The organism is Comamonas sp. BIGb0152 (genome assembly GCF_024809975.1).
Lineage (GTDB): Bacteria > Pseudomonadota > Gammaproteobacteria > Burkholderiales > Burkholderiaceae_C > Comamonas.
Map to the genome: position 1 here is coordinate 1 of NZ_JANUDY010000014.1, position 20586 is coordinate 20586.

At 63.2% G+C, this 20586-nt stretch carries 19 protein-coding genes; 8 read left to right on the forward strand and 11 right to left on the reverse strand.

Annotated features, from left to right (window positions below; all coding sequences use genetic code 11):
- Nucleotides 1–130: 130 nt before the first annotated feature.
- The 7 genes from gshB to M2375_RS21120 all read right to left on the reverse strand — a co-directional run bounded on the left by gshB (nt 131) and on the right by M2375_RS21120 (nt 10262).
- The gene (gene gshB, locus M2375_RS21090; protein WP_259170219.1) at nt 131–1084 is read right to left on the reverse strand and encodes a glutathione synthase; all 954 of its coding nucleotides are present in this window, start codon (nt 1082–1084) and stop codon (nt 131–133) included.
- A 99-nt stretch (nt 1085–1183) separates the two neighbouring features.
- Complete coding sequence (locus M2375_RS21095) at nt 1184–2365, reverse strand: benzoate/H(+) symporter BenE family transporter (RefSeq protein WP_259170220.1); 1182 nt, start codon at nt 2363–2365, stop codon at nt 1184–1186.
- Between the two features lie 67 nt (nt 2366–2432).
- Nucleotides 2433–4310, reverse strand: coding sequence for a potassium transporter Kup (locus tag M2375_RS21100; RefSeq protein ID WP_259170221.1), 1878 nt, complete (start codon nt 4308–4310; stop codon nt 2433–2435).
- A gap of 161 nt (nt 4311–4471) precedes the next feature.
- Nucleotides 4472–5761, reverse strand: coding sequence for a glutamate--cysteine ligase (gshA, locus tag M2375_RS21105; RefSeq protein ID WP_021026705.1), 1290 nt, complete (start codon nt 5759–5761; stop codon nt 4472–4474).
- Between the two features lie 117 nt (nt 5762–5878).
- Complete coding sequence (locus tag M2375_RS21110; protein WP_259170223.1) at nt 5879–7345, reverse strand: TrkH family potassium uptake protein; 1467 nt, start codon at nt 7343–7345, stop codon at nt 5879–5881.
- 8 nt (nt 7346–7353) lie between these two features.
- A complete protein-coding gene (gene trkA / locus M2375_RS21115) occupies nt 7354–8841 on the reverse strand; it encodes a Trk system potassium transporter TrkA (RefSeq protein ID WP_259170224.1) in 1488 nt (495 codons plus the stop codon).
- Between the two features lie 122 nt (nt 8842–8963).
- Nucleotides 8964–10262: a glutamate-5-semialdehyde dehydrogenase gene (locus tag M2375_RS21120; protein WP_259170225.1), complete on the reverse strand. Its 1299-nt coding sequence runs from the start codon at nt 10260–10262 to the stop codon at nt 8964–8966.
- A 109-nt stretch (nt 10263–10371) separates the two neighbouring features.
- On the opposite strand from M2375_RS21120, the gene M2375_RS21125 reads away from it, so the two are divergent.
- Nucleotides 10372–10659, forward strand: coding sequence for a hypothetical protein (locus M2375_RS21125; RefSeq protein ID WP_259170226.1), 288 nt, complete (start codon nt 10372–10374; stop codon nt 10657–10659).
- Nucleotides 10660–10692: 33 nt separating this feature from the next.
- Here M2375_RS21125 and M2375_RS21130 read toward each other — a convergent pair whose 3' ends face one another.
- Nucleotides 10693–11613, reverse strand: coding sequence for a phosphoribosylaminoimidazolesuccinocarboxamide synthase (locus M2375_RS21130; protein WP_259170228.1), 921 nt, complete (start codon nt 11611–11613; stop codon nt 10693–10695).
- A 483-nt stretch (nt 11614–12096) separates the two neighbouring features.
- Between M2375_RS21130 and hpf the strand changes: the two genes are divergently transcribed.
- The 3 genes from hpf (at nt 12097) to hprK (ending at nt 14136) form a co-directional block, all read left to right on the forward strand.
- On the forward strand, nt 12097–12429 hold the full coding sequence (hpf, locus tag M2375_RS21135; RefSeq protein ID WP_116927826.1) for a ribosome hibernation-promoting factor, HPF/YfiA family: 333 nt from the start codon (nt 12097–12099) through the stop codon (nt 12427–12429).
- Between the two features lie 137 nt (nt 12430–12566).
- Entirely contained in the window at nt 12567–13052 is a 486-nt protein-coding gene (locus M2375_RS21140) for a PTS sugar transporter subunit IIA (RefSeq protein WP_259170229.1), read from the forward strand.
- A 127-nt stretch (nt 13053–13179) separates the two neighbouring features.
- Complete coding sequence (gene hprK / locus M2375_RS21145; RefSeq protein ID WP_259170230.1) at nt 13180–14136, forward strand: HPr(Ser) kinase/phosphatase; 957 nt, start codon at nt 13180–13182, stop codon at nt 14134–14136.
- 33 nt (nt 14137–14169) lie between these two features.
- On the opposite strand, the gene M2375_RS21150 is transcribed toward hprK, so the two are convergent.
- The 3 genes from M2375_RS21150 to fur form a co-directional block, all read right to left on the reverse strand.
- Entirely contained in the window at nt 14170–15387 is a 1218-nt protein-coding gene (locus M2375_RS21150; RefSeq protein ID WP_259170231.1) for a DUF1501 domain-containing protein, read from the reverse strand.
- Nucleotides 15388–15398: 11 nt separating this feature from the next.
- The gene (locus tag M2375_RS21155) at nt 15399–17003 is read right to left on the reverse strand and encodes a DUF1800 domain-containing protein (RefSeq protein ID WP_259170232.1); all 1605 of its coding nucleotides are present in this window, start codon (nt 17001–17003) and stop codon (nt 15399–15401) included.
- A 139-nt stretch (nt 17004–17142) separates the two neighbouring features.
- A complete protein-coding gene (gene fur, locus M2375_RS21160) occupies nt 17143–17565 on the reverse strand; it encodes a ferric iron uptake transcriptional regulator (RefSeq protein WP_182325810.1) in 423 nt (140 codons plus the stop codon).
- A gap of 100 nt (nt 17566–17665) precedes the next feature.
- Here fur and M2375_RS21165 point away from each other — a divergent pair, with 100 nt between their 5' ends.
- The 4 genes from M2375_RS21165 (at nt 17666) to M2375_RS21180 (ending at nt 20420) form a co-directional block, all read left to right on the forward strand.
- On the forward strand, nt 17666–18232 hold the full coding sequence (locus M2375_RS21165; protein WP_259170234.1) for an outer membrane protein assembly factor BamE: 567 nt from the start codon (nt 17666–17668) through the stop codon (nt 18230–18232).
- Nucleotides 18233–18350: 118 nt separating this feature from the next.
- Entirely contained in the window at nt 18351–19187 is an 837-nt protein-coding gene (dapB, locus tag M2375_RS21170; RefSeq protein WP_259170235.1) for a 4-hydroxy-tetrahydrodipicolinate reductase, read from the forward strand.
- A 42-nt stretch (nt 19188–19229) separates the two neighbouring features.
- Nucleotides 19230–19964: a MotA/TolQ/ExbB proton channel family protein gene (locus tag M2375_RS21175; protein WP_259170236.1), complete on the forward strand. Its 735-nt coding sequence runs from the start codon at nt 19230–19232 to the stop codon at nt 19962–19964.
- 27 nt (nt 19965–19991) lie between these two features.
- Nucleotides 19992–20420: a biopolymer transporter ExbD gene (locus M2375_RS21180; protein WP_259170237.1), complete on the forward strand. Its 429-nt coding sequence runs from the start codon at nt 19992–19994 to the stop codon at nt 20418–20420.
- Nucleotides 20421–20586: the final 166 nt, after the last annotated feature.

Below are 20586 nucleotides of genomic sequence, written 5' to 3' on the forward strand. Positions count from 1 at the left end.
AAACAAACCTTGCGAACCGCCCTCTTTCGAGTCTGGCAGCTTTGCAAGGCATCGTGCTGTCGATAGACGCTATTGTATAGGCGTTTTCCCGGGGCTCCAGGAAAACGTCGGTGTTTTTTGCAGCCGTGTGTCAGACGGCTTCGGCAACGGCCTTTTCCAGCGCTTCGATGAACATGTCGCCCACCGGAAAACCGGCTTGCTGCTCGATCTCTTGGAAGCAGGTGGGGCTGGTGACATTGATCTCGGTGATGCGGTGGCCAATGATGTCCAGACCGATCAGCAAGAGGCCACGCGGCGCAAGGCGCGCGCCGATGTGCTCGGCAATGGCACGGTCCTCAGGCTCCAGTGCCTGCGCCACGCCTTTGCCGCCAGCGGCCAGGTTGCCGCGCACTTCGTTGCCCTGGGGAATGCGCGCCAGGCAGAACGGCACGGGCTTGCCGCCGATGATCAGCACGCGCTTGTCGCCTTTGGTGATTTCAGGCAGGTACTTTTGCACCATCACACTCTGGGCGCCATCGAGGTTCAGGGTTTCGATGATGCTGCCCAGGTTCATACCATCGGGGCCCACGCGGAAGATGCCCATGCCGCCCATGCCGTCCAGGGGCTTCAGGATGATGTCCTGGTGCTGGGCGTGGAAGTCGCGGATGTCCTGGGCGCTGCGGGTAACCAAGGTGACGGGCGCGTATTCGGCAAACTCCATCACCGCCAGCTTTTCGGGGTGGTCGCGCAAGGCTGCTGGCTTGTTGAAGACCTTGGCGCCTTCGCGCTCGGCCTGGCCGAGCAAATGCGTGGCATAGAAGTACTCGCTGTCGAAGGGCGGATCCTTGCGCATGATGATGGCGTCGAACTCGGCCAGTTCAGCGCGGCGGCCCGGTGCTTCGTCAAACCAGCGGGATTCGTCGCCTGTCAGCACAATGTCGCGCACCCGGGCCGAGACCTTCTCGCCGCTAATCCAGTGGATGTGCTGCGGCTCACAGGCGGTGATGCGGTGGCCGCGCGCCTGGGCGCTGCGCATCATCGCAAAGGTACTGTCCTTGTAGATCTTGAAGGATTCAAGCGGATCGGCAACAAAGAGGATATGCATGGTGTGGGTCGGCGACCGGAGGCCGCCCTGTTTATTCAATGGCCTTGCGTGCCCAGCAAAAGGGCCAGCGCAAGCAGAAACGGACAGAAAAAGGCGCGCTCAAGCCGAGCGGCGCTTGCCATAATGTTGCACAAAAAGCGCGAGGCTGCCTGCAACCACACCCCAAAAGGCCGAGCCCACTCCGGCTATTGTGACGCCGCTCACGGCCACCAGGAAGGTGATCAGCGCGGCCTCGCGGTATTGCTCGCCCTGCAAGGCCGTGTGCAAGCCGCCGCCGATGGTGCCCAGCAGCGCGATGCCGGCAATCGCCACCACCAGCTCATGCGGGAACGCCGTCAGCAGCCCTGCGATGACCACACCGAACCAGCCGATCAGCACATAGATCACACCGCAGACCACGGCTGCGGTGTAGCGGCGGGCTTTGTCGGGGTGGGATTCCGGCCCCATACAAATGGCCGCGGTGATGGCGGCCAGGTTGATGCCAAAGGCACCAAAAGGGGCCAGCAGCAAGGTGGCCAAGCCAGTCATGGTGATCAGCTTGGAGACCGGTAAATCAAAACCCGAGCCCCGGATGATGGCCACGCCCGGCAGATTCTGCGACGCCATGGTGACGACAAACAGCGGCAGCGCCAGGCTGATGGCCGCCTGCCAGCTGAAACTGGGCATGGTGAACACGGGCATCGTCAGGCCTGGCTGCACGGCCGACCACTGGATCTTGTGCTGCAGCAGCGCCACCGCAATGCCCACCGCCAAGGTGAGCATGACCGCATAGCGCGGCAACAGGCGCCGGCCCAGCAAATAGGCCAACAGCATGGCCACCACCAGCCAGGTATTGCTCTGCGCGGCGGCAAAGGCATCCAGCCCGAAGCGGGTCAGCACCCCCGCCAGCAAGGCCGAGGCAATGGCAATCGGGATGCGGTTCATCAGACGCTCGAACCAGCCCGTCATGCCCACCACCGCAATCAGCACGGCGCTGATGATGAAGGCGCCAATGGCATCGCCCATGCCGAACGCCCCGGTGGCGCCGGCCGTAGCCAGCACTGCAGCGCCCGGGGTGGACCAGGCCACCACCACCGGTTTGCGCAGCAAGATGCTGGGCACCCAGCAGCACAGACCGACACCGATGCCCAGCGACCAGACCCAGGACGAGACCTGGGCAGGTGTGGCGCCAAAGCTTTGCGCAGCCTGAAACACAATGGCAATGGAGCTGGTCAGGCCCACCAGCACCGTGACAAAGCCTGCGATGAGCGATGAGGCGCTCAGATCCTTGAAAAACCGCATAGACCCTTTCGCGCCACCATGGAGCCCGCTGGCCTTGGGTGCGCAGCGGGTGGAAGCCCTGGCAGGTTTAGATTTCTAGTTTGGAGCCCAGCTCCACTACGCTGTTGCTGGGCAGCAGCAGGAACTCGGCCGCACCCGCCGCATTGTGGTGCATTTGGGCAAACAACTTCTGACGCCAAGGTGCCATGCCGGCACTTGCCTTGTCGGTGGGCACAAACACATCGCGCGAGAGGAAATAGCTGGTCACCATCTGCCCAGTGTCGCAGCCATGCCCGCGCAGCTGGTGCAGGGCATTGGGCACATCGACATCGTTCTTGAAGCCGTAGTTCAGCTGCACCCGCCAGCAGTCTCCGCCCAGGGGCTCGATCACTGCGCGCTTCTCCAGGCCGATCCAGGGCACCTCGTGGTAGACGATGTTGACGAACATGTTCTGCTCATGCAGCACCTTGTTGTGCTTGAGGTTGTGCAAAAGCGCCGTGGGCACCACATGCGGATCGGAGTTCAGAAACACCGCCGTGCCCGGCACGCGGGTAGGCGGGGCCTGCAGCACCATCTGCAAAAAGCCCTGCAGATCGATGCCATTGGCATGCAGCTTGCTGTAGACCAGCTCCCGCCCCCGCTTCCAGGTCATCATCACCACAAACAGGCACAGGCCGATGACCAGCGGGAACCAACCGCCATCGAGCAGCTTGAGCAGGTTGGACGCAAAGAAGGTGAAATCGATGCAGAAGAAGAACACTGTGGGCGCCAGCGCCATCCACAAAGGGTATTTCCAGCCGTAGCGCAGCACAAAGAAGGTAAGCACCGTGGTGATGGTCATGTCCAAGGTCACGGCAATCCCGTAGGCCGCTGCCATATTGCTGCTGGATTTGAACAGGATCACCGCCAAAACGATGGTCAGGAACAGGCTCCAGTTCACAAACGGGATATAGATCTGCCCCGTATCACGCACACTGGTGTGCAGGATCTGGATGCGCGGCAGGTAGCCCAGCTGGATGACCTGCTTGGTCACGCTGAAGGCCCCGGTGATCAAGGCCTGCGATGCAATCACCGTGGCCATGGTGGCCAGCAGCACCAAGGGCAGCAGCGCCCAGCCCGGCGCCAGCATAAAGAAGGGGTTCTTCACCGCCTCCGCGTTCTCCAGCACCAAGGCACCCTGGCCAAAGTAATTGAGCACCAGCGATGGCATGGCAATGCTGAACCAGGCCAGGCGAATGGGCTTGCGGCCAAAGTGGCCCATGTCGGCGTACAAGGCCTCGGCCCCCGTCACGCACAGCACCACGGCACCCAGAATGATGAAGCTGATGCCTGGATGGCGAACGATGAAACCCAGCGCATGGTGCGGGCTGAGCGCCCACAGCACTTGCGGGTGGTCCACGATGTTCCAGATGCCCAAGGCCGCAATACACAGGAACCAGACCACCATGATGGGCCCGAAGAACTTGCCAATGCCTGCGGTGCCGCGCTTTTGCACCCAAAACAGCAGCAGCAAGACCAGCAAGGTCAGCGGAATCACCCAGGACTTGAAACCTGGCGATACCACCTCCAGGCCTTCCACGGCCGAGAGCACCGAAATCGCGGGCGTGATGACGCCATCGCCATAGAACAGGCAAGTGCCAAAGATGCCGACCAGCATCAGCACCGAGCGCAGTTGTGGTTTGTCCTTCACCGCCTGCGAGGCCAGCGCCAGCATCGCAATCAGCCCGCCCTCGCCATTGTTGTCCGCGCGCAGCACCAGCACCACGTACTTGAGCGAGACGATCAGGGTCAGGGTCCAGAAAAGAATGGACAACACGCCGTAGACGTTGTCGTGGGTGAAAGGCACGTGGCCTGAGCCGAACACCTCTTTGAGCGAGTACAGCACGCTGGTGCCGATATCGCCGTACACCACCCCGATGGCACCAAGCGTCAACCCGGGCAGTGCAGATTTATTGTTGTGTTGCACATCAAGCCTTTGTGCCATGCCGCATCAGGCATGCTTGTAGTGGATTGGTTTGCATTGTGCGCCTGTTGTTGCGCCCGCAGGAGAGCCGCACATCCGGACAAGCCCGAATGGCGGATCACTGGCAAGCAGCAACCAGATGGTCGATCACCGTGGAATCAGGCTCAGTCGTAGATCTCGGCGTCCGGGTCGGTCGCCTCCAGCTCATAGCTGGCCGCCAGCATCGCCAGGCGTGCCACCACGCCATACATATAGAAGCGGTTAGGCGCGCTGGCCCCCACCGAATCGCCCGGAGAGATACCGTGCTCGAAGGACAGCGGGATGAAATGCGCCCCAGGCACGTTGAGGTTGTCCTCCGCACCCTTGTCGGAGTGGGCGCGGTAGTAGCCACCGACTACATAGCGGTCGATCATGTAGACCACCGGCTCGGCCGCTTCCTTGTCCATGCGCTCGACGGTCTGCACACCCTCCTGGATGATCATGTCATGCACCTGCTGGCCGTCCTTGACCAGCGACATCTGGTTCTTGGTCTTGACCGACAGCTGCCGCAGTTCCTTGGCGTCGTGCACGCTCATCACGCCCATGCCATAGGTGCCGTTGTCCGCCTTGACCACGACAAAAGGCGTCTCCTTGATGCCGTATTCCTTGTACTTGCGCCGCACCTTGGTCAGCATCACATCGACGTCTTCGCGCAGCTCATCGAGCGCATGCTCGCTGCCATCGGTGAAGTCCACACCCTTGCGGCTGCTGAACATCGGGTTGATCAGCCAGGGATCGATCCCCATCAGCTTGCCAAAGCGCTTGGCCACCTCTTCGTAGCTCTGAAAGTGGCGGCTCTTGCGTCGCACGCTCCAGCCGGCATGCAACGGGGGCAGCACAAACTGCTCATACACCTCTTCCAGAATGCCGGGCGCGCCGGTGGACAGGTCGTTGTTCAGCAAGATGGTGCAAGGGTCGAAATACTTCAAACCCACGCGGCGGCCATGGCGCAGCGCGGGCTCAATCACCAGCTCCTTGTTGCCCACCTTGAGTTTGATGGTCTCCTTGACTTCCGGGTCGATCGAGCCAATGCGCACATTGAGCCCAGCCATCGAGAAGATGTGCTGCAGCTGCACCAGATTGGCCAGGTATTGCGGGTTGCGCGTCTGGTTCTCGGGGATGATCAGCAGGTTGCGGGCCTCGGGGCAGATCTTTTCAATCGCCGCCATCGCAGATTGCACGGCCAGCGGCACCATCTCCGGGGTCAGGTTGTTCCAGCCACCTGGAAACAGATTGGTGTCCACGGGCGCCAGCTTGAAGCCGGCGTTGCGTATATCCACCGACGAATAGAGCGGAGGCGTGTGCTCCATCCACTCCAGGCGGAACCAGCGCTCGATCGCGGGCATGGCATCGAGCATGCGCTGTTCCAATTCGTTGATGGGCCCCGTTAGGGCTGTTATGAGATTCGGGACCATAAATGAATACTGTTTGAGGGCTCAAAAAAAACGAGCAAAAAACAATTGAGAGCCAATTGTAGAGAGTTGGGGGCCAAAGTCACCAGAACTTTGCGGCCCGCACACATTGGCAAGTACTCACCTGCGCCAAAAAGCAGGTGTCAAAAGGGCCAGGAAGCTGAGGATCTCCAGCCGTCCCATCAGCATGCCCAAGGTGGTCACGCTCAATTGAAAGCTGGTTAGGCCGGCAAAATTGTTGCTGGGGCCCAAATCGCCCCAGCCTACACCCGCACAGTTGACGCTGGCAAGCACAGCCCCCAGCGCATTGTGCAAATCCATGTCGGTCAGCAGCAAGGCCATGGTCAGCACCGCAATGGTGGCGCAGTACACCAGCATGAAGGCCAGCACCGAGAAGATCACCCGCTCATCCACGGCCAGGCCACCGACCGTGACAGGCTGCACCGCATTGGGATGCACCAGGCGCCGCATCTCGCGCCGAGTCTGCTTGAGCAGCAGCAGCATGCGGATCATCTTGATGCCGCCGCCCGTCGAGCCCGCACTGGTCGCCACACCGGACAGCAGCAGCATGAACACCGGCGCAAAAGGCGGCCAGAGGCCAAAATCCACAGCCGCGTAACCGGTGGTAGTGGCCACCGATACCGTGTGGAAAACGCCCATGCGCAACGATTCCAAGGGTCCATACACACCCTTGAACCAAAGCAGCGCGGCCACCAGCAACCCGCCTCCCAGCAAGGTGCCGATGGTGGCGCGGAACTCCGGCTGGCGGTACAACACCCAGGCATTGCGCTTGCGGATGGCCACAAAATACAGCGCAAAATTGCAGCTGGCCAACAGCATGAACACCGTGCAGATGGCCTCGATCAGCGGGGAGTTGAAATAGGCAAAGCTGGCGTCATGGGGGGTTAGCCCGCCCAGGCTCACCGTGGTGAACATGACCATCACCGCATCCAGCGGCGTCATGCCAGCCATCCAATAGGCCAGCGCGCACACCACCGAGAAAAGGCCATACACCCCCCACAGCCCCTTGGCCGTCTCGGCCATGCGCGGGGTGAGCTTGGTGTCTTTGACGGGCCCGGCGGCTTCGGCGCGGAACAGCTGGCTGCCGCCCATGCCGATCATCGGCAAGATGGCAACGGCCAGAATCAAAATCCCCATGCCGCCCATCCACTGCAAAAAAGTGCGCCAGATGTTGAGCGACACCGGCAAGGTGTCCACATGGTTGAGCACGGTGGAGCCGGTGGTGGTCAGGCCCGAGACCGCTTCAAAGTAGGCGTGCTGCCAGCTCAGCGCCCGGTCAATGCGCTCAAAACCCAGGTACAGCGGCAGCGCGGCAAACAGCGGGAACACCATCCACACAAAGGCCACCAGCATGATGCCGTGGCGCGCCTGCAGCTCGCGCTGCTCATGGCGGGCCAGCCACCACAGCACCAGACCGCAGGCCCAGGTGATGCCCATGGTGACCGGATAGACGCCAAACACCCCGTCATCAAGCCACAGCGATGAGAGGGCGGGAACGGCCATCGTGCCACCAAACATCAGCAGCAAAATGCCCAATACACGCAGCACGGGTCGCAGATCAGTCATCGGCTGGCCTAGAAAAAGGTCACCCCAACACGGAACAAGGCTTCCACCTCATGCACCAGGCGCTTGTTGGGCAAGAAGAGGATGACATGGTCGTTGTTTTGGATGATGGTGCCGCTGGTCGGAACAATCACCTCCACCAAGTCCTGGCGCTCCTCCTCGTCGCGCTCAGCCGCCTCGCTGCCATTGGTATTGCGCGCATCCGGCTCGGGCAGGCCACGCACGATCATGCCAATATGCACATCGCGCGGCAGGCGCAGGTTGCCCACGCGCCGGCCCACCGCGCGCGAGGTCTTGGCATCCCCGCGCGCCACAATCTCGATCGCCTCGGCCACACCCCGGCGCAGGCTATGCACCGCCTGCACATCGCCCTGGCGCACATAGGCCAGCAGCTCGCCCAAAGTGGCTTGCGCGGGCGACAGCGCAATATCAATCTGCGTGCCATGCATCAGGTCGGCATAGGTGCGGCGGTTGATCAGCGCCAGCACCCGTGTCGCGCCCAGCTTCTTGGCCAGCAGGCAGGACATGATGTTGTCCTCGTCGTCATCGGTGATGGCCACAAACAGGTCCACGTCTTCGACGTTCTCGTTCTCCATCAAGGTCTCGTCGGTCGCATCGCCCTTGAGCACCAGCACATCGGACGGCAGGCGCGAGGCCAGATAGACGCAGCGGTCCTCGCTCTTCTCGATGATCTTGACCTGGAAGCGCCTGGACTCCTTGGTCAGCGCCCGCGCCAGCCGCATGCCCACGCGCCCGCCGCCGGCCACCATCACGCGGCGCACTGGCTGGGCCTGCTCACCCACCTGGCGGTTGAAGGCCGCCAGCACATCGCCCAGGTAGTCTTTACCCGAGAGTACAAACACTTCATCACCCGGCTCGATGCGGGTGCTTCCTTCCATGGGGACCAGGCGGTCGGCCTCATGGTGAAAACGCCGGTACACGCCCACCACCCGCACCGCGCCATGGGGCAGGTTCTGCCGCACATCGGCCACGCTCAGGCCCACCACCGGCGCACCGCCGCGTGCACGCACCGATGCCAGCGCCACATGGCCCTGGGCAAATTCGCGCACCTGCAGCGCCTCCGGGTAAGTCACCAGCTTGCCGATGTAGCCCATCAGCGCTTCTTCGGGGCAGAACGCATGCGTTACCCCAAAGCCGGTATCCGAGAGCAACTCGGCATGGCTTTTGAGCGCCACGGAGCGCACGCGCACAATACGGGTGGGGATATTGAACAGCACCTGCGCGATTTTGCAGGCCGTCAGGTTGGTTTCGTCCTGGGAGGTGCAGGCAATCAGCATGTCCGTGTCGGCGGCACCGGCCTCGGCCAGCACCTCGGGGCTGATGCCATTGCCGACGACGCCACGCAGATCGAAGCGGCCTTCAAGATCACGCAGGCGCACACCATCCGTATCGATAACGGTGATGTCGTTTTTTTCACTCAGCAGGCTTTCAGCGACGCTCTCGCCCACGCGGCCTGCGCCGAGGATCAGAATTTTCATATCATGAGGCGCCAAGTCACCAGGGGGCGGCTTGGCATGGCCGCATCATAACGTGGGAGAGATGGCGCCGGTCTACCAACACCGGCGCCCCAGCTACCCACGACGTGGGGCCGCAACAGCCATCAGCCGCGCACTTCGCCTTCGCCCAGCACAATGTATTTCAGCGATGTCAGGCCTTCGATGCCCACCGGCCCACGGGCATGGAACTTGTCGGTGCTGATGCCAATCTCTGCACCCAGCCCAAACTCAAAACCATCGGCAAAACGCGTGCTGGCGTTGACCATCACGCTGGCCGAATCGACCTCGCGCAAAAACTGCTGCGCATGCATGTGATCGCGCGTAATGATCGCCTCGGTATGGTGGCTGGAGTATTGGTTGATATGGGCGATGGCCTCTTGCACACCCGCCACCACCTTGATGCTGATGACGGCAGCCAGGTATTCTTCCGACCAGTCTTGCTCGGTGGCCGGTACCAGGCTGGCACCGGGCACTGCCTGCAGCAGCGCCAAAGCCTCGGCATCGGCACGCATCTCCACCCCTTTGGCCGCAAACACAGCGCCAATGCGCGGCAAAAAGTCTGCCGCCACCGCACGCGCCACCAGCAGGCTTTCGGTCGCGTTGCAGGGGCTGTATTTCTGGGTCTTGGCGTTTTCCGTCACCTTGACGGCCATATCCAGATCGCAGGGCGCATCAATATAGGTATGGCAATTGCCATCCAGGTGCTTGATCACCGGCACCTTGGCCTCGCGGCTGATGCGCTCGATCAGGCCCTTGCCACCGCGCGGAATGATCACATCCACAAAAGCGGGCATCGCAATCAGCTGGCCCACCGCTTCGCGGTCGGTGGTTTGCACCAGCTGCACGCCGGCCGCCGGCAACCCAGCCTCCAGCAGTGCCTGCTCTACCAGGCGCGCCAAGGCCTTGTTCGAGTCGATGGCCTCGGAGCCGCCGCGCAAAATGCAGGCATTGCCGCTCTTGATCGACAGGCTGGCCGCCTCGATGGTCACATTCGGGCGGCTTTCATAGATCATGCCGAACACGCCAATCGGCACGCGCATCTGGCCCACGCGGATGCCGCTGGGCATCTGCTTCATGCCAATCACCTCGCCCACCACATCGGCCATGGCCGCCAGCTGCTCGCAGCCCTGGGCACAGGTCTCCAGCACGGCCGGTGTCAGGCGCAGTCGGTCCACCATCGGCGCCGACAGGCCATTGGCCTGCGCACGCGCCAAATCCTTGGCGTTGTCCACCTGCAAGGCCTCGGTCTGGTCGCGCAGCAAACGTGCCAATGCCAGCAAGGCCTTGTTTTTGATAGCAGAGGGAGCTTTAGCCATCTGGGCAGAGGCTTGTTTGGCCTGCAGCCCCAGGGCCTGCATGGTTTCCGAGATGTTCAGGGCATTCATAGGGCTATTGTCCGGCATTTGCGCGCCGGAGGTCAGGCCGCGCTGCCAATGGCCCCTGGCAAATCCCAGGCTGGGCCTGCACAAAGGCCTCTACACTGCAGCCATGTTGAGCCACCAGGAGACCACCATGCAATCCGCTGCGCTGCGCCAGTTGGGCGCCTTACAAGACGGGCTGGAGCATTTCGAGGCCGGCCACATGGATGCGGCGGCTCTGAGCCAGCAGGCGCGCAGCTACACCGATTTGCTCGGCGCGCTGCCTCCGCAGTTCCAGGAGGTGTTGCTGCAGCTGCTGGACCGGCTCGAATCCAGCGCGCTGTTTGATGAGGAAAGCTGCTCGTTCAGCCGCAAAGACCTGGTGGACAGCCTGCGCCTGTGGCTGAAAAAGGCCGACGCCAAGCTGAGCGCCACGGCCTGAACGGGCCGCAGCACACACCAGGTCGTTAGGCCATTAAGCCGTCAGGCGCTCCAGCGCTTCGCGGTACTTGGCGGCGGTCTTGTCGATCACCTCTTGGGGCAGGCGCGGTGCGGGCGCCGTCTTGTCCCAAGGCTTGCCATTGACCTTGGCCTGCTCCAGCCAGTCACGCACAAACTGCTTGTCATAGCTGGGCGGGTTGGCACCAGTCGCCAGCGCATCGGCATAGCCTTCCACCGGCCAGTAGCGTGAGCTGTCAGGCGTCAGCACCTCGTCCATCAGCACCAGCTTGCCGTCTTCGTCCAGGCCGAACTCGAACTTGGTGTCCGCAATGATCATGCCCTTGGTCAGCGCAATCGCAGCGGCCTTCTTGTAGATGGCAATGCTGATGTCGCGGATCTGCGCAGCCAGCTCAGGGCCCACCATCTCCACCGTGCGCTCGAAGGTGATGTTCTCGTCGTGCTCGCCCGCTTCTGCCTTGGCAGCCGGCGTGTAGATCGGCTCAGCCAGCTTGGCAGAGTTGATCAGGCCAGCGGGCAAAGGCACGCCGCAGACGGCCTGCGACTCCTGGTATTCCTTCCAGCCGCTGCCGGCCAGGTAGCCGCGCACCACCGCCTCGATGGGCAGGGGCTTCAAGCGCTTGACCAGCATCGAGCGCAGACGCACCTGCGGCACTTCATCGGGCTGAACCGCCGATTCAGGCTCCTCACCGGTCAGGTGGTTGGGGCAGATATCGCCCAGCTTGTCGAACCAGTACAGCGCCATCTGGGTCAGCAAAGCACCTTTGCCGGGGATGGGCTCGCCCATGATCACATCAAAGGCCGACAGGCGGTCCGAGGCCACCATCAGGATGCGGTCGTTGCCGACGGCGTAGTTGTCGCGCACCTTGCCGCGGGCGAGCAGCGGCAGGGAATGGAGCTTGGAGGTATGCAATGCTGAAGGTACGGGCTGGGTCATGGTGATGCAAAACGATGGACAGACACCCTGCGTTAACGACAGAGGGCGCGGAGGGCCGCGCAACCTCGGCAAGGCAAGCGCTCGATTGTAGTCTTCCCCTCTCTGCACCCCCAGCGCCTAGGCTGGATGCCTTGGTTTGCAGTGCAGTATTGGCAGCAGCGCCTGTCGAACACGTAGGTGCATACGTGCTGCACCTACCGCCTGCACCGCCCGATGGCAGCGAACAATCCCGCCGAAAGCCCCCAACACCGGGCAACGGCCCTGCATTTTTTGCAGCACCCCAGCGCCAATTTGTAACCGCATGCGCGGTGATTGGGGCCCGGTAAAACCCAGAAACCCAGTGAACCGGGTTGTCATAGACTTGCAATTTTGCAGGTCCGGGCGCATCATGGTTTACACGCATGCATGTGTTTCCCCCTCGGGGTGGCTTGGGTTTTAAACGGCCTCGGTCACTTTTCTCGGTTTGCAGAAGGAGACTTGTTCATGAACCTGACGATCAGCGGTCACCACTTGGCGGTGACCCCGGCGCTGCGCGAATATGTAACATCCAAGCTGATGCGCATTACGCGACACTTTGACCAGGTGGTGGATGCCAAAGTTTTACTTTCGGTGGAAAAGCAAAAGGAAAAGGAGAAACGGCAGCGTGTAGTGTGCAATTTGCGGGTGAAAGGCGATGAACTTTGCGTTCAATGCTCTCACCACGATTTGTACGCTGCGGTAGATGCTTTGGTGGACAGGCTGGACCGTATGGTCGCCCGTCACAAGCAACGTGTTCAATCTCACTACAGCGATGCGTTGCGGCAAGCAATGGCGTAAACCCTCTGCTTTTGCCCAGGAAAAAGAATCTGTTTGAGTACTGACCGATAATACGAGCAGCAACACCTGCCTGCAGGTGTTGCTGCGCTTGTTTGATCATGCTCTCTCAGTTGCTTGCCATATTGCCGCACTCCACTATGAACTGTCTTGCCTCTATTTTGCCTCCAGCTCAAGTGCTAGTGAGTGTGGATGTCTCCAGTAAAAAACGTGCATTTGAAGAAGCAGGTCTGCTGTTCGAGAGCCTGCACGGGCTGTCGCGCGCCTTGGTCACTGACAGCCTGTTTGCACGCGAGCGGCTGGGCTCGACCGGTCTGGGCCATGGCGTCGCCATTCCCCATGGCCGTATCAAAGGGCTCAAAGCGCCCATGGCGGCCGTTTTCCAGCTGGAGCGCCCGATTGGTTTTGACGCCCCCGATGAGCAGCCCGTCAACCTGCTGATTTTCTTGCTGGTGCCCGAAGCGGCCACCCAGCAGCATCTGGAAATCCTCGGCGAAATTGCCGAACTGCTGTCCAACGCCAGCCTGCGCGAGCAGATGAAGGCCAGCGCCAATGCCGAGCAACTGCACCAGATGATCGACACCTGGCAGTCTTCGACCAGCAACCCCTCCACCGTCCACGCCTGACATCGGCGCGCCGGTGCTGGCGCACCAGCCAGGCCTGCGATCTGTTTTGAACCTTGTTTTTCCTGCTAGTCTTGGGTGATGGCGGGCAGCCTTGCTGCGCGCGCTCTGGCTTTGAAAGGACTGCACCGTGAAACCCAATGTCGTAAGCGCCGATGTGTTGTTCGAGGAGTTTCGCACCTCGCTGCGCTGGGAGTGGCTGGCCGGCCTGGGGGCCTCGGAGCGCCGCTTTGACGAGGTGGCCGTGCGCAGCGCCCGCTCCAGCGCCGACCTGGTGGGCTACCTCAACTACATCCACCCCTACCGGGCACAGGTGCTGGGCGAGCGCGAAATCGCCTACCTCACCAACTCCACCACCGAAGACTGCCGCCGCCGCATTGCCCGCATCGTGACCCTGGAGCCACCCGTGCTGGTGCTGGCCGATGGCCAGGGCGCACCCGACGAGCTGCTGTCCATGTGCGAGCGTGCGCACATCCCCATGTTCTCCACCAAGGAGTCGGCGGCCTTCGTCATCGATGTGCTGCGCGCCTACCTGTCCAAGCACTTCGCCGACCGCACCACCATGCATGGCGTGTTCATGGACATTCTGGGCATGGGCGTGCTGATCACCGGCGAATCGGGCCTGGGCAAGAGCGAGCTGGGGCTGGAGCTGATCACCCGTGGCAACGGCCTGGTGGCCGACGATGCGGTGGACCTGTACCGCATCAACCAAACCACCATCGAAGGCAAGTGCCCCGACCTGCTGCAAAACCTGCTGGAGGTGCGCGGCATTGGCCTGCTGGACATCCGCGCCATCTTCGGCGAAACCGCCGTGCGCCGAAAGATGCGGCTCAAGCTGATCGTGCACCTGGTGCGCAAGGAAACCATGGAACGCGACTACGACCGCCTGCCTGCCGCGCCGCTGACCCAGGATGTGCTGGGCATTGCGGTGATGAAGGTGGTCATCCAGGTGGTGGCCGGGCGCAATATTGCGGTGCTGGTGGAGGCTGCCGTGCGCAACACCATCTTGCAGCTGCGCGGTATCGACACCTACCAGGAATTTGTGGACCGGCACCGCAAGGCCATGGCCAGCGGGCGCGAGGTGTAGGCCGTTCTTGGCGGTCTGCAGCCCGCGCTGGCATCACACCAAGCGCAGGTCTTTGATCGAGGCCTGCGGAAAAATCTGCCCCAGCTGGGCCGGCGCCAGTCCGTACATGCGCGCAAACAGACCGCCCAGCACGCTGCGGTAGTCATTGAGCACCGGGTAGTCACGGTTCTGGAACAGATTCGCTTCGCTCACCTCTACCTGCTCGCCCACCACCCGCCCGCCGGCCTGCGCCGCAAGGCCGCCGCCCAGCAGCCAGTAGGCGGTGCCATGGCCATGGTCAGTCCCCTTGTTGCCGTTTTCGCGAAAAGTGCGGCCAAACTCACTGATCACCGCCACAACGGTGTGGCGCCATGGCTCGGGCCCCATCTCCTGCGCAAACGCAGCCAGGCCCCGGCCCAGGTCGTCGAGGCGGTTGGCCAGGTTGCCGCTGGCGCCGCCCTGGTTCACGTGGGTATCCCAACCGCCGACATCGACAAAGCCCAGGTCGAACTGCTCGCGCATCAAACTGGCCATGCGCTGCGCCACCAGGCCAAAGCCCTTGGCGCTGATGGCATCGCGCCCGGCCTTGTCCATCTCTTCTTGCATGCCGCGCAGCACGGCCTCGCGCACCGCAAAGCCCTCGTTCACGGCGGGCGCCAGCGCGGTGCCCGCGTACATAGCCGCAATGGCCCGGCTGCGGTTGGCATCCACGTCGCCTTTGCCCACATCGGCCAGCGCCGTGTTGGCAATGCGGGCCGGCCCGCGCATGCACAGGGGCAGCTGCGCCGTAAACGCCATGGGGGCCATCGGCGCCATGCCGCTGCGCCCTTGCAGCACTTGGGCCAGGCGGTTCATGAAGCCGGAGCGAGCGCCCGGGTGGGCATCCAGTGGCTGGCCCAGCTCCATGGAATCCTGGGTTTCGAAGTGGCTGCGCGAGAGGTCGTCCGTGCCGGCAAACGGCACAAAACAGGCCTGCTTGCTCTGCCACAGCGGCAGGATGCTGCCCTCCATCGCCGGATGCAGACCCCAGCGCGTATCCAGCGGCAGGGCGCCATTGGCCTCGCCCGGGCGTGCAATGGCGATCGTCGGGCGTGCGGCGTAGTAGAAATCACTGTGCGTGGGCACCAGCAGGCTATTGCTGTCATAGGCGCCGCGCAAAAACACCAGCAAGAAGCGCGGCGTATCGCTGCGCGGTGCGGCTGCGCGGGCCCGCGCCAGGCTAAAGGCCAGCGGCACACTGGCGGCGGCGGAGAGAAAGTGGCGTCTTTGCATGGCGTACCTCGTCAGCGGACCATCATTTCAGGGGCGGAGAGAAAGTAGGTGTTCCAGTCGGGCGCATTGCGCGCCTGCGCCAGCGCTTCGCGGGATGCCGCGCTCCACTGGGCCAACCGGGCCTGCACCGTGGCGCGCTGTGCCAGATGGGGGTACGGCGGCTGCGCCAGTGGTGCCTGAGGGTCGGTGCGAAAGAGCACGGCACTGCGGGTCGCAATCTGCCGGGCCACATCAAAGCGCGCCGCCATCTGGCCGGAGCTGGCCCAGTCTGATTGCGATGGGGGGTAGCCGTCCGGCGTTTCGTGGCCGTAGATGGGCTGGCCCAGGCGATTGATCCAGCCGATGACGGGCCGCACATCGCTGGCCACGCGCTCGCCATAGCCCAGGCGCACGGCGCCCAGCACATAGTGCATGGGGTCCTTGAAGCGCTGGCCGTGCTGGGCCAGTGCTTCTGGCGCCGTCAGCAGGCTGCGCAAGGTGGCGGCGATATCGCCATGGCTGCGGCTAAAGGCGCCTGCCGTGCGCTGCACCAGCGCGGGCGGTGGGTTGTCGCTGATGAAGAACAATGCCAGCTTGCGCGCAATGAACTGCGCTGTGGCGGGCGAAGCAACGATGCGGTCCAGCGCCTCGTCGACCGCCGCCATCCCTTTGGCGCGCAGCGGCTGGCCCAGCAAGACCTGGGGTGCATAGTCGTGCCGGCTGGGGTTGAACTCGAAGAAACCTTGGCGGCGGTAATCGGCCTGCAGCGCGGGCGCCATGCGGGGCGGCGCTGCATCGGCATCGCGGGTGCTCAAGCCCACGCCCGTCAGCACATGGGCCATGGCCTGCACATCGGCCTGGGTGTAGCCGCTGCCCACACCCATGGTGTGCAGCTCCAGCAGCTCGCGGGCGTAGTTTTCGTTGATGCGGCCCTTGGCGTTGCTGGCGTTGTCCAGGTACAGCAGCATCGCCGGGTGGCGCATGCTGGCCTCCAGCAGCGTGCGGAAGTTGCCCAGCGCATGGGGGCGGATGGCCTGCTCCTCGTAGTCACCAATCCACAGCCGGGTCTCGCCCTTGCGGGTGCTGACGTTGAAGTGGTTCATCCAGAACCAGGTCATCTGCTCCTGCAACTGGGCGGGCGAGTACAGCGCGCGCAGCACCTGGCGCTGTTGGGCCTGGGCGGCGAGCTGGTTCAGGTGGCGCTGCACTTCCTGGCGCAGGCGTGCGCCTTCGCCATCGCCCTGGCCCGCGTCGGTGGCCTGGCGGGCAGCCAGGCGCTGCGCGGCCACATCGCGCTGGATGTCGGCCATGCTGCGCTGGCTGATTTCCAGACCTGCAATGCGTTGCTGGGCATCGGCAGGCAGTTGGGGCGGCTGCGGGGGCGCCAATTGCTCGTTCAGCCAGCGCTGCAGGCCCAGGCGCTGCAAGTGCTGGTCGACATCGTCGTGGGCACCCCAAGTCACGCGGTCCAGCCACTGCAGGCGCTGGGCGGCACTCAGGGGCGTATCGGGCGTCGCCTCTGAGGCGGCCTCCGCACGGCGTGCTGCATCCGGCGGCAGGTGGGAGGCGCAGGCAGCCAGCCACAAGGTGCCCGCCAAGGCGGCGGCGCTGAGGGTGAGCATTCGGTAGGTGCGCATGGTGGGTGGACCCGGGTGCAGATCGTTCCATGGTGCCTTGCCACCGTCTCGCTGTGGTAAAGCTATGTGTTCAAAACGTAAAAAGCGAAGCGCTTTGGGCGCTTCGCTTTTCAATTTTTAGCCGGTAGAGGCGGGAGGCTTATTTGGCCTTGGTAGCGCATTCCGCGCATTGGCCATACAGCGCCATGGAGTGGTCATGTACGATCCAGCCTTTGCTCTTGGCGATGGACTGCTGGCGTTTTTCGATCTCGGGGTCATAGAACTCCTCGACCTTGCCGCAGCTGGTGCAGACAAAATGGTCGTGGTGCTGGCCTTCGTTGAGCTCGTAGACGGCCTTGCCGCTCTCGAAGTTGCTGCGTATCAGAATGCCGGCCTGTTCGAACTGGGTCAGCACACGGTACACAGTGGCCAGACCGATGTCGGAGCGCTCTTCCAGCAGCACACGGAAGACATCTTCTGCCGTCATGTGGCGCTGGGCACCGTTCTGGAAGATGTCCAGAATCTTCAGGCGTGGCAGAGTCGCCTTGAGGCCGGTGCTTTTGAGTTCTTCAATATTTTTCATAACAAGGTCTTTCAAGTGGGCCCGATTGGTATACGGACTTCTGGAGAAGGCCTGGAGACCAGCCGCTACAATGACCGATCATATCGCTATGTCTATAACCATGCCCGAATTTGTTCGTTCCAGTGTCCGCCTGGCGGCGCTGTTGGCCCTGGGTGCCAGCGTGGCTGCTTGCGGCTCATTCAATGAAGCCAGCCGAAAGTTTGCCAACTCCATCACGCCGTACAAGGTAGAAGTGGTGCAAGGCAATGTGATCACCAAGGAGCAGGTCGACGCCCTGCAAAAAGGCATGAGCCGCCAACAGGTCAAGGACCTGATGGGCACCCCGCTGCTGGCCAGCGTGTTCCATGCCAACCGCTGGGATTACGTGTTCACCATCAAGCGCAAGGGTGTGCCTGAGCAGGAACGCCGCTTCACCGTGTTCTTCAACGACACCGGCCTGGACCGCTTCGAGGGCGATGAGATGCCCAGCGAGCAGGAATTCGTCGCCTCGGTCACCACCTCCATCAAGAACCCCAAGGTGCCGCGCCTGGAGGCCACGCCCGAAGAGCTGGCCAAGTACAAGGCCAACCAGCCTGCGCCGGCAACCACCCCTGCCGATACCAGCAGCAGCGACAGCAGCGCTACGCCCCCTGCCAGCTACCCACCACTGGAGTCGCCCCAGCGCTGATGCCTTCCCCGGGTGGCCTGCCTGCTGACTTGGGCAGCCGGTCACCCTTGTCGTCCTTGGGCCCTGTTGGGCCCATGCGGCGATGACACCCGGCCCTTTGAGCCACAGGAACCGATCCATGACTGCCCCCCTTTCTCCTACCTCCAGCAAAGCCATCGCCGTAGCCATTACCGGCGCCAGCGGCCGCATGGGCCGCATGCTGATCGAGGCCGTGCTGGCCAGCAGCGATCTGCAGCTGAGCGGTGCGTTGGATGCGCCGGGCAGCGCCCATCTGGGCACGGATGCGGGCGCGTTTCTGGGCCGTGACACCGGCGTTCGCATCACCGCTGATGTGGCCCAAGGCCTGCAAGGCGCCGATGTGCTGATCGATTTCACCCGCCCCGAAGGCACCCTGGCCCACCTGGCTGTGGCTGCCGAAGGCGGCGTGGGCGTGGTCATCGGCACCACCGGCTTCAGCGACGAACAAAAGGCGCAGATCGGCCAGTTTGCCGACAAGACGGCGGTGCTGCTCTCGCCCAATATGAGCGTGGGCGTGAATGTCACCTTCAAGCTGCTGGAGATGGCAGCCAAGGCCTTGCAAGAAGGCGGCTACGACATCGAGATCGTCGAGGCCCACCACAAGCACAAGGTCGATGCCCCCTCGGGCACGGCGCTGAAAATGGGCGAGGTGATTGCCGAAGCCCAGGGCACGCAACTGGCGGACCGCGCCGTTTATGAGCGCTATGGCCACACCGGCGCGCGCGTGGACAACAGCATTGGCTTTGCCAGCGTGCGCGGCGGCGATATCGTGGGCGACCACACGGTGCTGTTTGCCGGCGATGGCGAGCGCATCGAGATCTCCCACAAATCCAGCAGCCGTGCCGGCTATGCCAACGGCAGCCTGCGTGCCGCGCGCTACCTGGCACGCCAGAAGGCCGGCCTGTACGACATGAACGACGTGCTCGGCCTGCAATAAGCACCGACGTCACACACCAGCTTCTCACAAGGACGGCCACCCATGACGCTTTGGCAATGGCTCTCACAAGCGGATGCGGTAGCGCTCGCCACCGCCTTGGCCCTGCTGGCCATGTCCGTCATCAGCTGGGTGCTGATCCTCTACAAGGCCTGGTGGCTGGGCCGCGCCCAAGGCGCCACCGTGCAGGCCACCCAGGCCTTCTGGCAGGCCAGCAGCTGGGAGCAGGCACGCAGCCAGTTGCCGCAGATTGACCGTGCGGCCCTGCTGACCCCGGTGGCCGATGCGATTGCACACATTGTGGGCGGCGTGCCGGCCGACCACCACAGCCTGGCCGTGGCCAGCGGCGCCCAGGTGCAAACCACCCGCGTGCTGCGCGAAGCCTTGCATGGCGCCAGCCACCGGCTGCAATGGGGGCAGACCGTGCTCGCATCCATAGGGGCCACGGCCCCGTTCGTCGGCCTGCTGGGCACCGTCTGGGGCATCCACCAGGCGTTGGCCGCGCTGGCCGGTGCCGACCATGTCAGCCTGGAGCAGCTGGCCGGCCCCGTGGGCGAGGCGCTGGTGATGACCGCTGCCGGCCTGGCCGTTGCGCTGCCCGCCGTGCTGGCCTACAACCTTTTGGGCCGCAAGCTTGCCCAGGTGGAAGAGCTGCTCGAAGGCTTTGCCCACGACATGCAGACCTGGGCCTTGCAGCAAGCCGCCCAGGCGCCGCAGGCCTACACCAGCATGCATGCGCATAGCGCCGTCGATGCCCTCGCGCATGTGGGCAGCCGCTAGGCAGCCCGCACGGCAACTGACCCAGCCATGGCATTCGGACGCTTTAACAAAACCCCGGCCAGCCAGCCCATCAGCGCCATCAATGTGACGCCGCTGGTGGATGTGATGCTGGTGCTGCTGGTGATCTTCATCATGGCCGCGCCCTTGCTAGCCGCGTCCATCCGCCTCGACCTGCCCCAGGCCGCCAGCGCCACCCGCGCCAACCCGCCCGCAGCGATTGCCGTGCAAATCAATGCCCAGGGCCAGCTGTTTGCCGATGGCCAAGCCACCGACATGGACGCCCTCAAGGCCTTGCTCAAGCAGCAGGCAGAGCGCACCCCGCAGACGGAGGTGCAGCTGTCCATCGACCAAAGCCTGCCCTATGCGCGTGCGGTGGAGTTGATGGATGCGGCGCAGACCGCAGGCCTCACCCGCATGGGCTTTGTGGCACAGCCCCAGACCGCATCAGGACGCTGACGCCCCCAGCCCGGTCTCGCCTGACCAGGCCTGACAGTATCGTTTGAAGCTACCCGCCCCAGCACCTGGCCTGGCAAGTTTCTGTTTGGTTATATTGCTGGCTGTGTGCTGGCCGCAATGGGCGTCCGCACCCCGCCAGCGCTGCACCACCGTGCAGGCCGGCCCA

Excerpts from the sequence above, each read along its gene's own strand:
- gshB (WP_259170219.1), bottom strand. The coding sequence starts at position 1,084 with ATGCATATCCTCTTTGTTGCCGATCCGCTTGAATCCTTCAAGATCTAC.
- M2375_RS21095 (WP_259170220.1), bottom strand. The coding sequence starts at position 2,365 with ATGCGGTTTTTCAAGGATCTGAGCGCCTCATCGCTCATCGCAGGCTTT.
- gshA (WP_021026705.1), bottom strand. The coding sequence starts at position 5,761 with ATGGTCCCGAATCTCATAACAGCCCTAACGGGGCCCATCAACGAATTG.
- M2375_RS21110 (WP_259170223.1), bottom strand. The coding sequence starts at position 7,345 with ATGACTGATCTGCGACCCGTGCTGCGTGTATTGGGCATTTTGCTGCTG.
- trkA (WP_259170224.1), bottom strand. The coding sequence starts at position 8,841 with ATGAAAATTCTGATCCTCGGCGCAGGCCGCGTGGGCGAGAGCGTCGCT.
- M2375_RS21120 (WP_259170225.1), bottom strand. The coding sequence starts at position 10,262 with ATGCCGGACAATAGCCCTATGAATGCCCTGAACATCTCGGAAACCATG.
- M2375_RS21125 (WP_259170226.1), top strand. The coding sequence starts at position 10,372 with ATGCAATCCGCTGCGCTGCGCCAGTTGGGCGCCTTACAAGACGGGCTG.
- M2375_RS21130 (WP_259170228.1), bottom strand. The coding sequence starts at position 11,613 with ATGACCCAGCCCGTACCTTCAGCATTGCATACCTCCAAGCTCCATTCC.
- hpf (WP_116927826.1), top strand. The coding sequence starts at position 12,097 with ATGAACCTGACGATCAGCGGTCACCACTTGGCGGTGACCCCGGCGCTG.
- M2375_RS21140 (WP_259170229.1), top strand. The coding sequence starts at position 12,567 with ATGAACTGTCTTGCCTCTATTTTGCCTCCAGCTCAAGTGCTAGTGAGT.
- M2375_RS21150 (WP_259170231.1), bottom strand. The coding sequence starts at position 15,387 with ATGCAAAGACGCCACTTTCTCTCCGCCGCCGCCAGTGTGCCGCTGGCC.
- M2375_RS21155 (WP_259170232.1), bottom strand. The coding sequence starts at position 17,003 with ATGCGCACCTACCGAATGCTCACCCTCAGCGCCGCCGCCTTGGCGGGC.
- fur (WP_182325810.1), bottom strand. The coding sequence starts at position 17,565 with ATGAAAAATATTGAAGAACTCAAAAGCACCGGCCTCAAGGCGACTCTG.
- M2375_RS21165 (WP_259170234.1), top strand. The coding sequence starts at position 17,666 with ATGCCCGAATTTGTTCGTTCCAGTGTCCGCCTGGCGGCGCTGTTGGCC.
- dapB (WP_259170235.1), top strand. The coding sequence starts at position 18,351 with ATGACTGCCCCCCTTTCTCCTACCTCCAGCAAAGCCATCGCCGTAGCC.
- M2375_RS21175 (WP_259170236.1), top strand. The coding sequence starts at position 19,230 with ATGACGCTTTGGCAATGGCTCTCACAAGCGGATGCGGTAGCGCTCGCC.
- M2375_RS21180 (WP_259170237.1), top strand. The coding sequence starts at position 19,992 with ATGGCATTCGGACGCTTTAACAAAACCCCGGCCAGCCAGCCCATCAGC.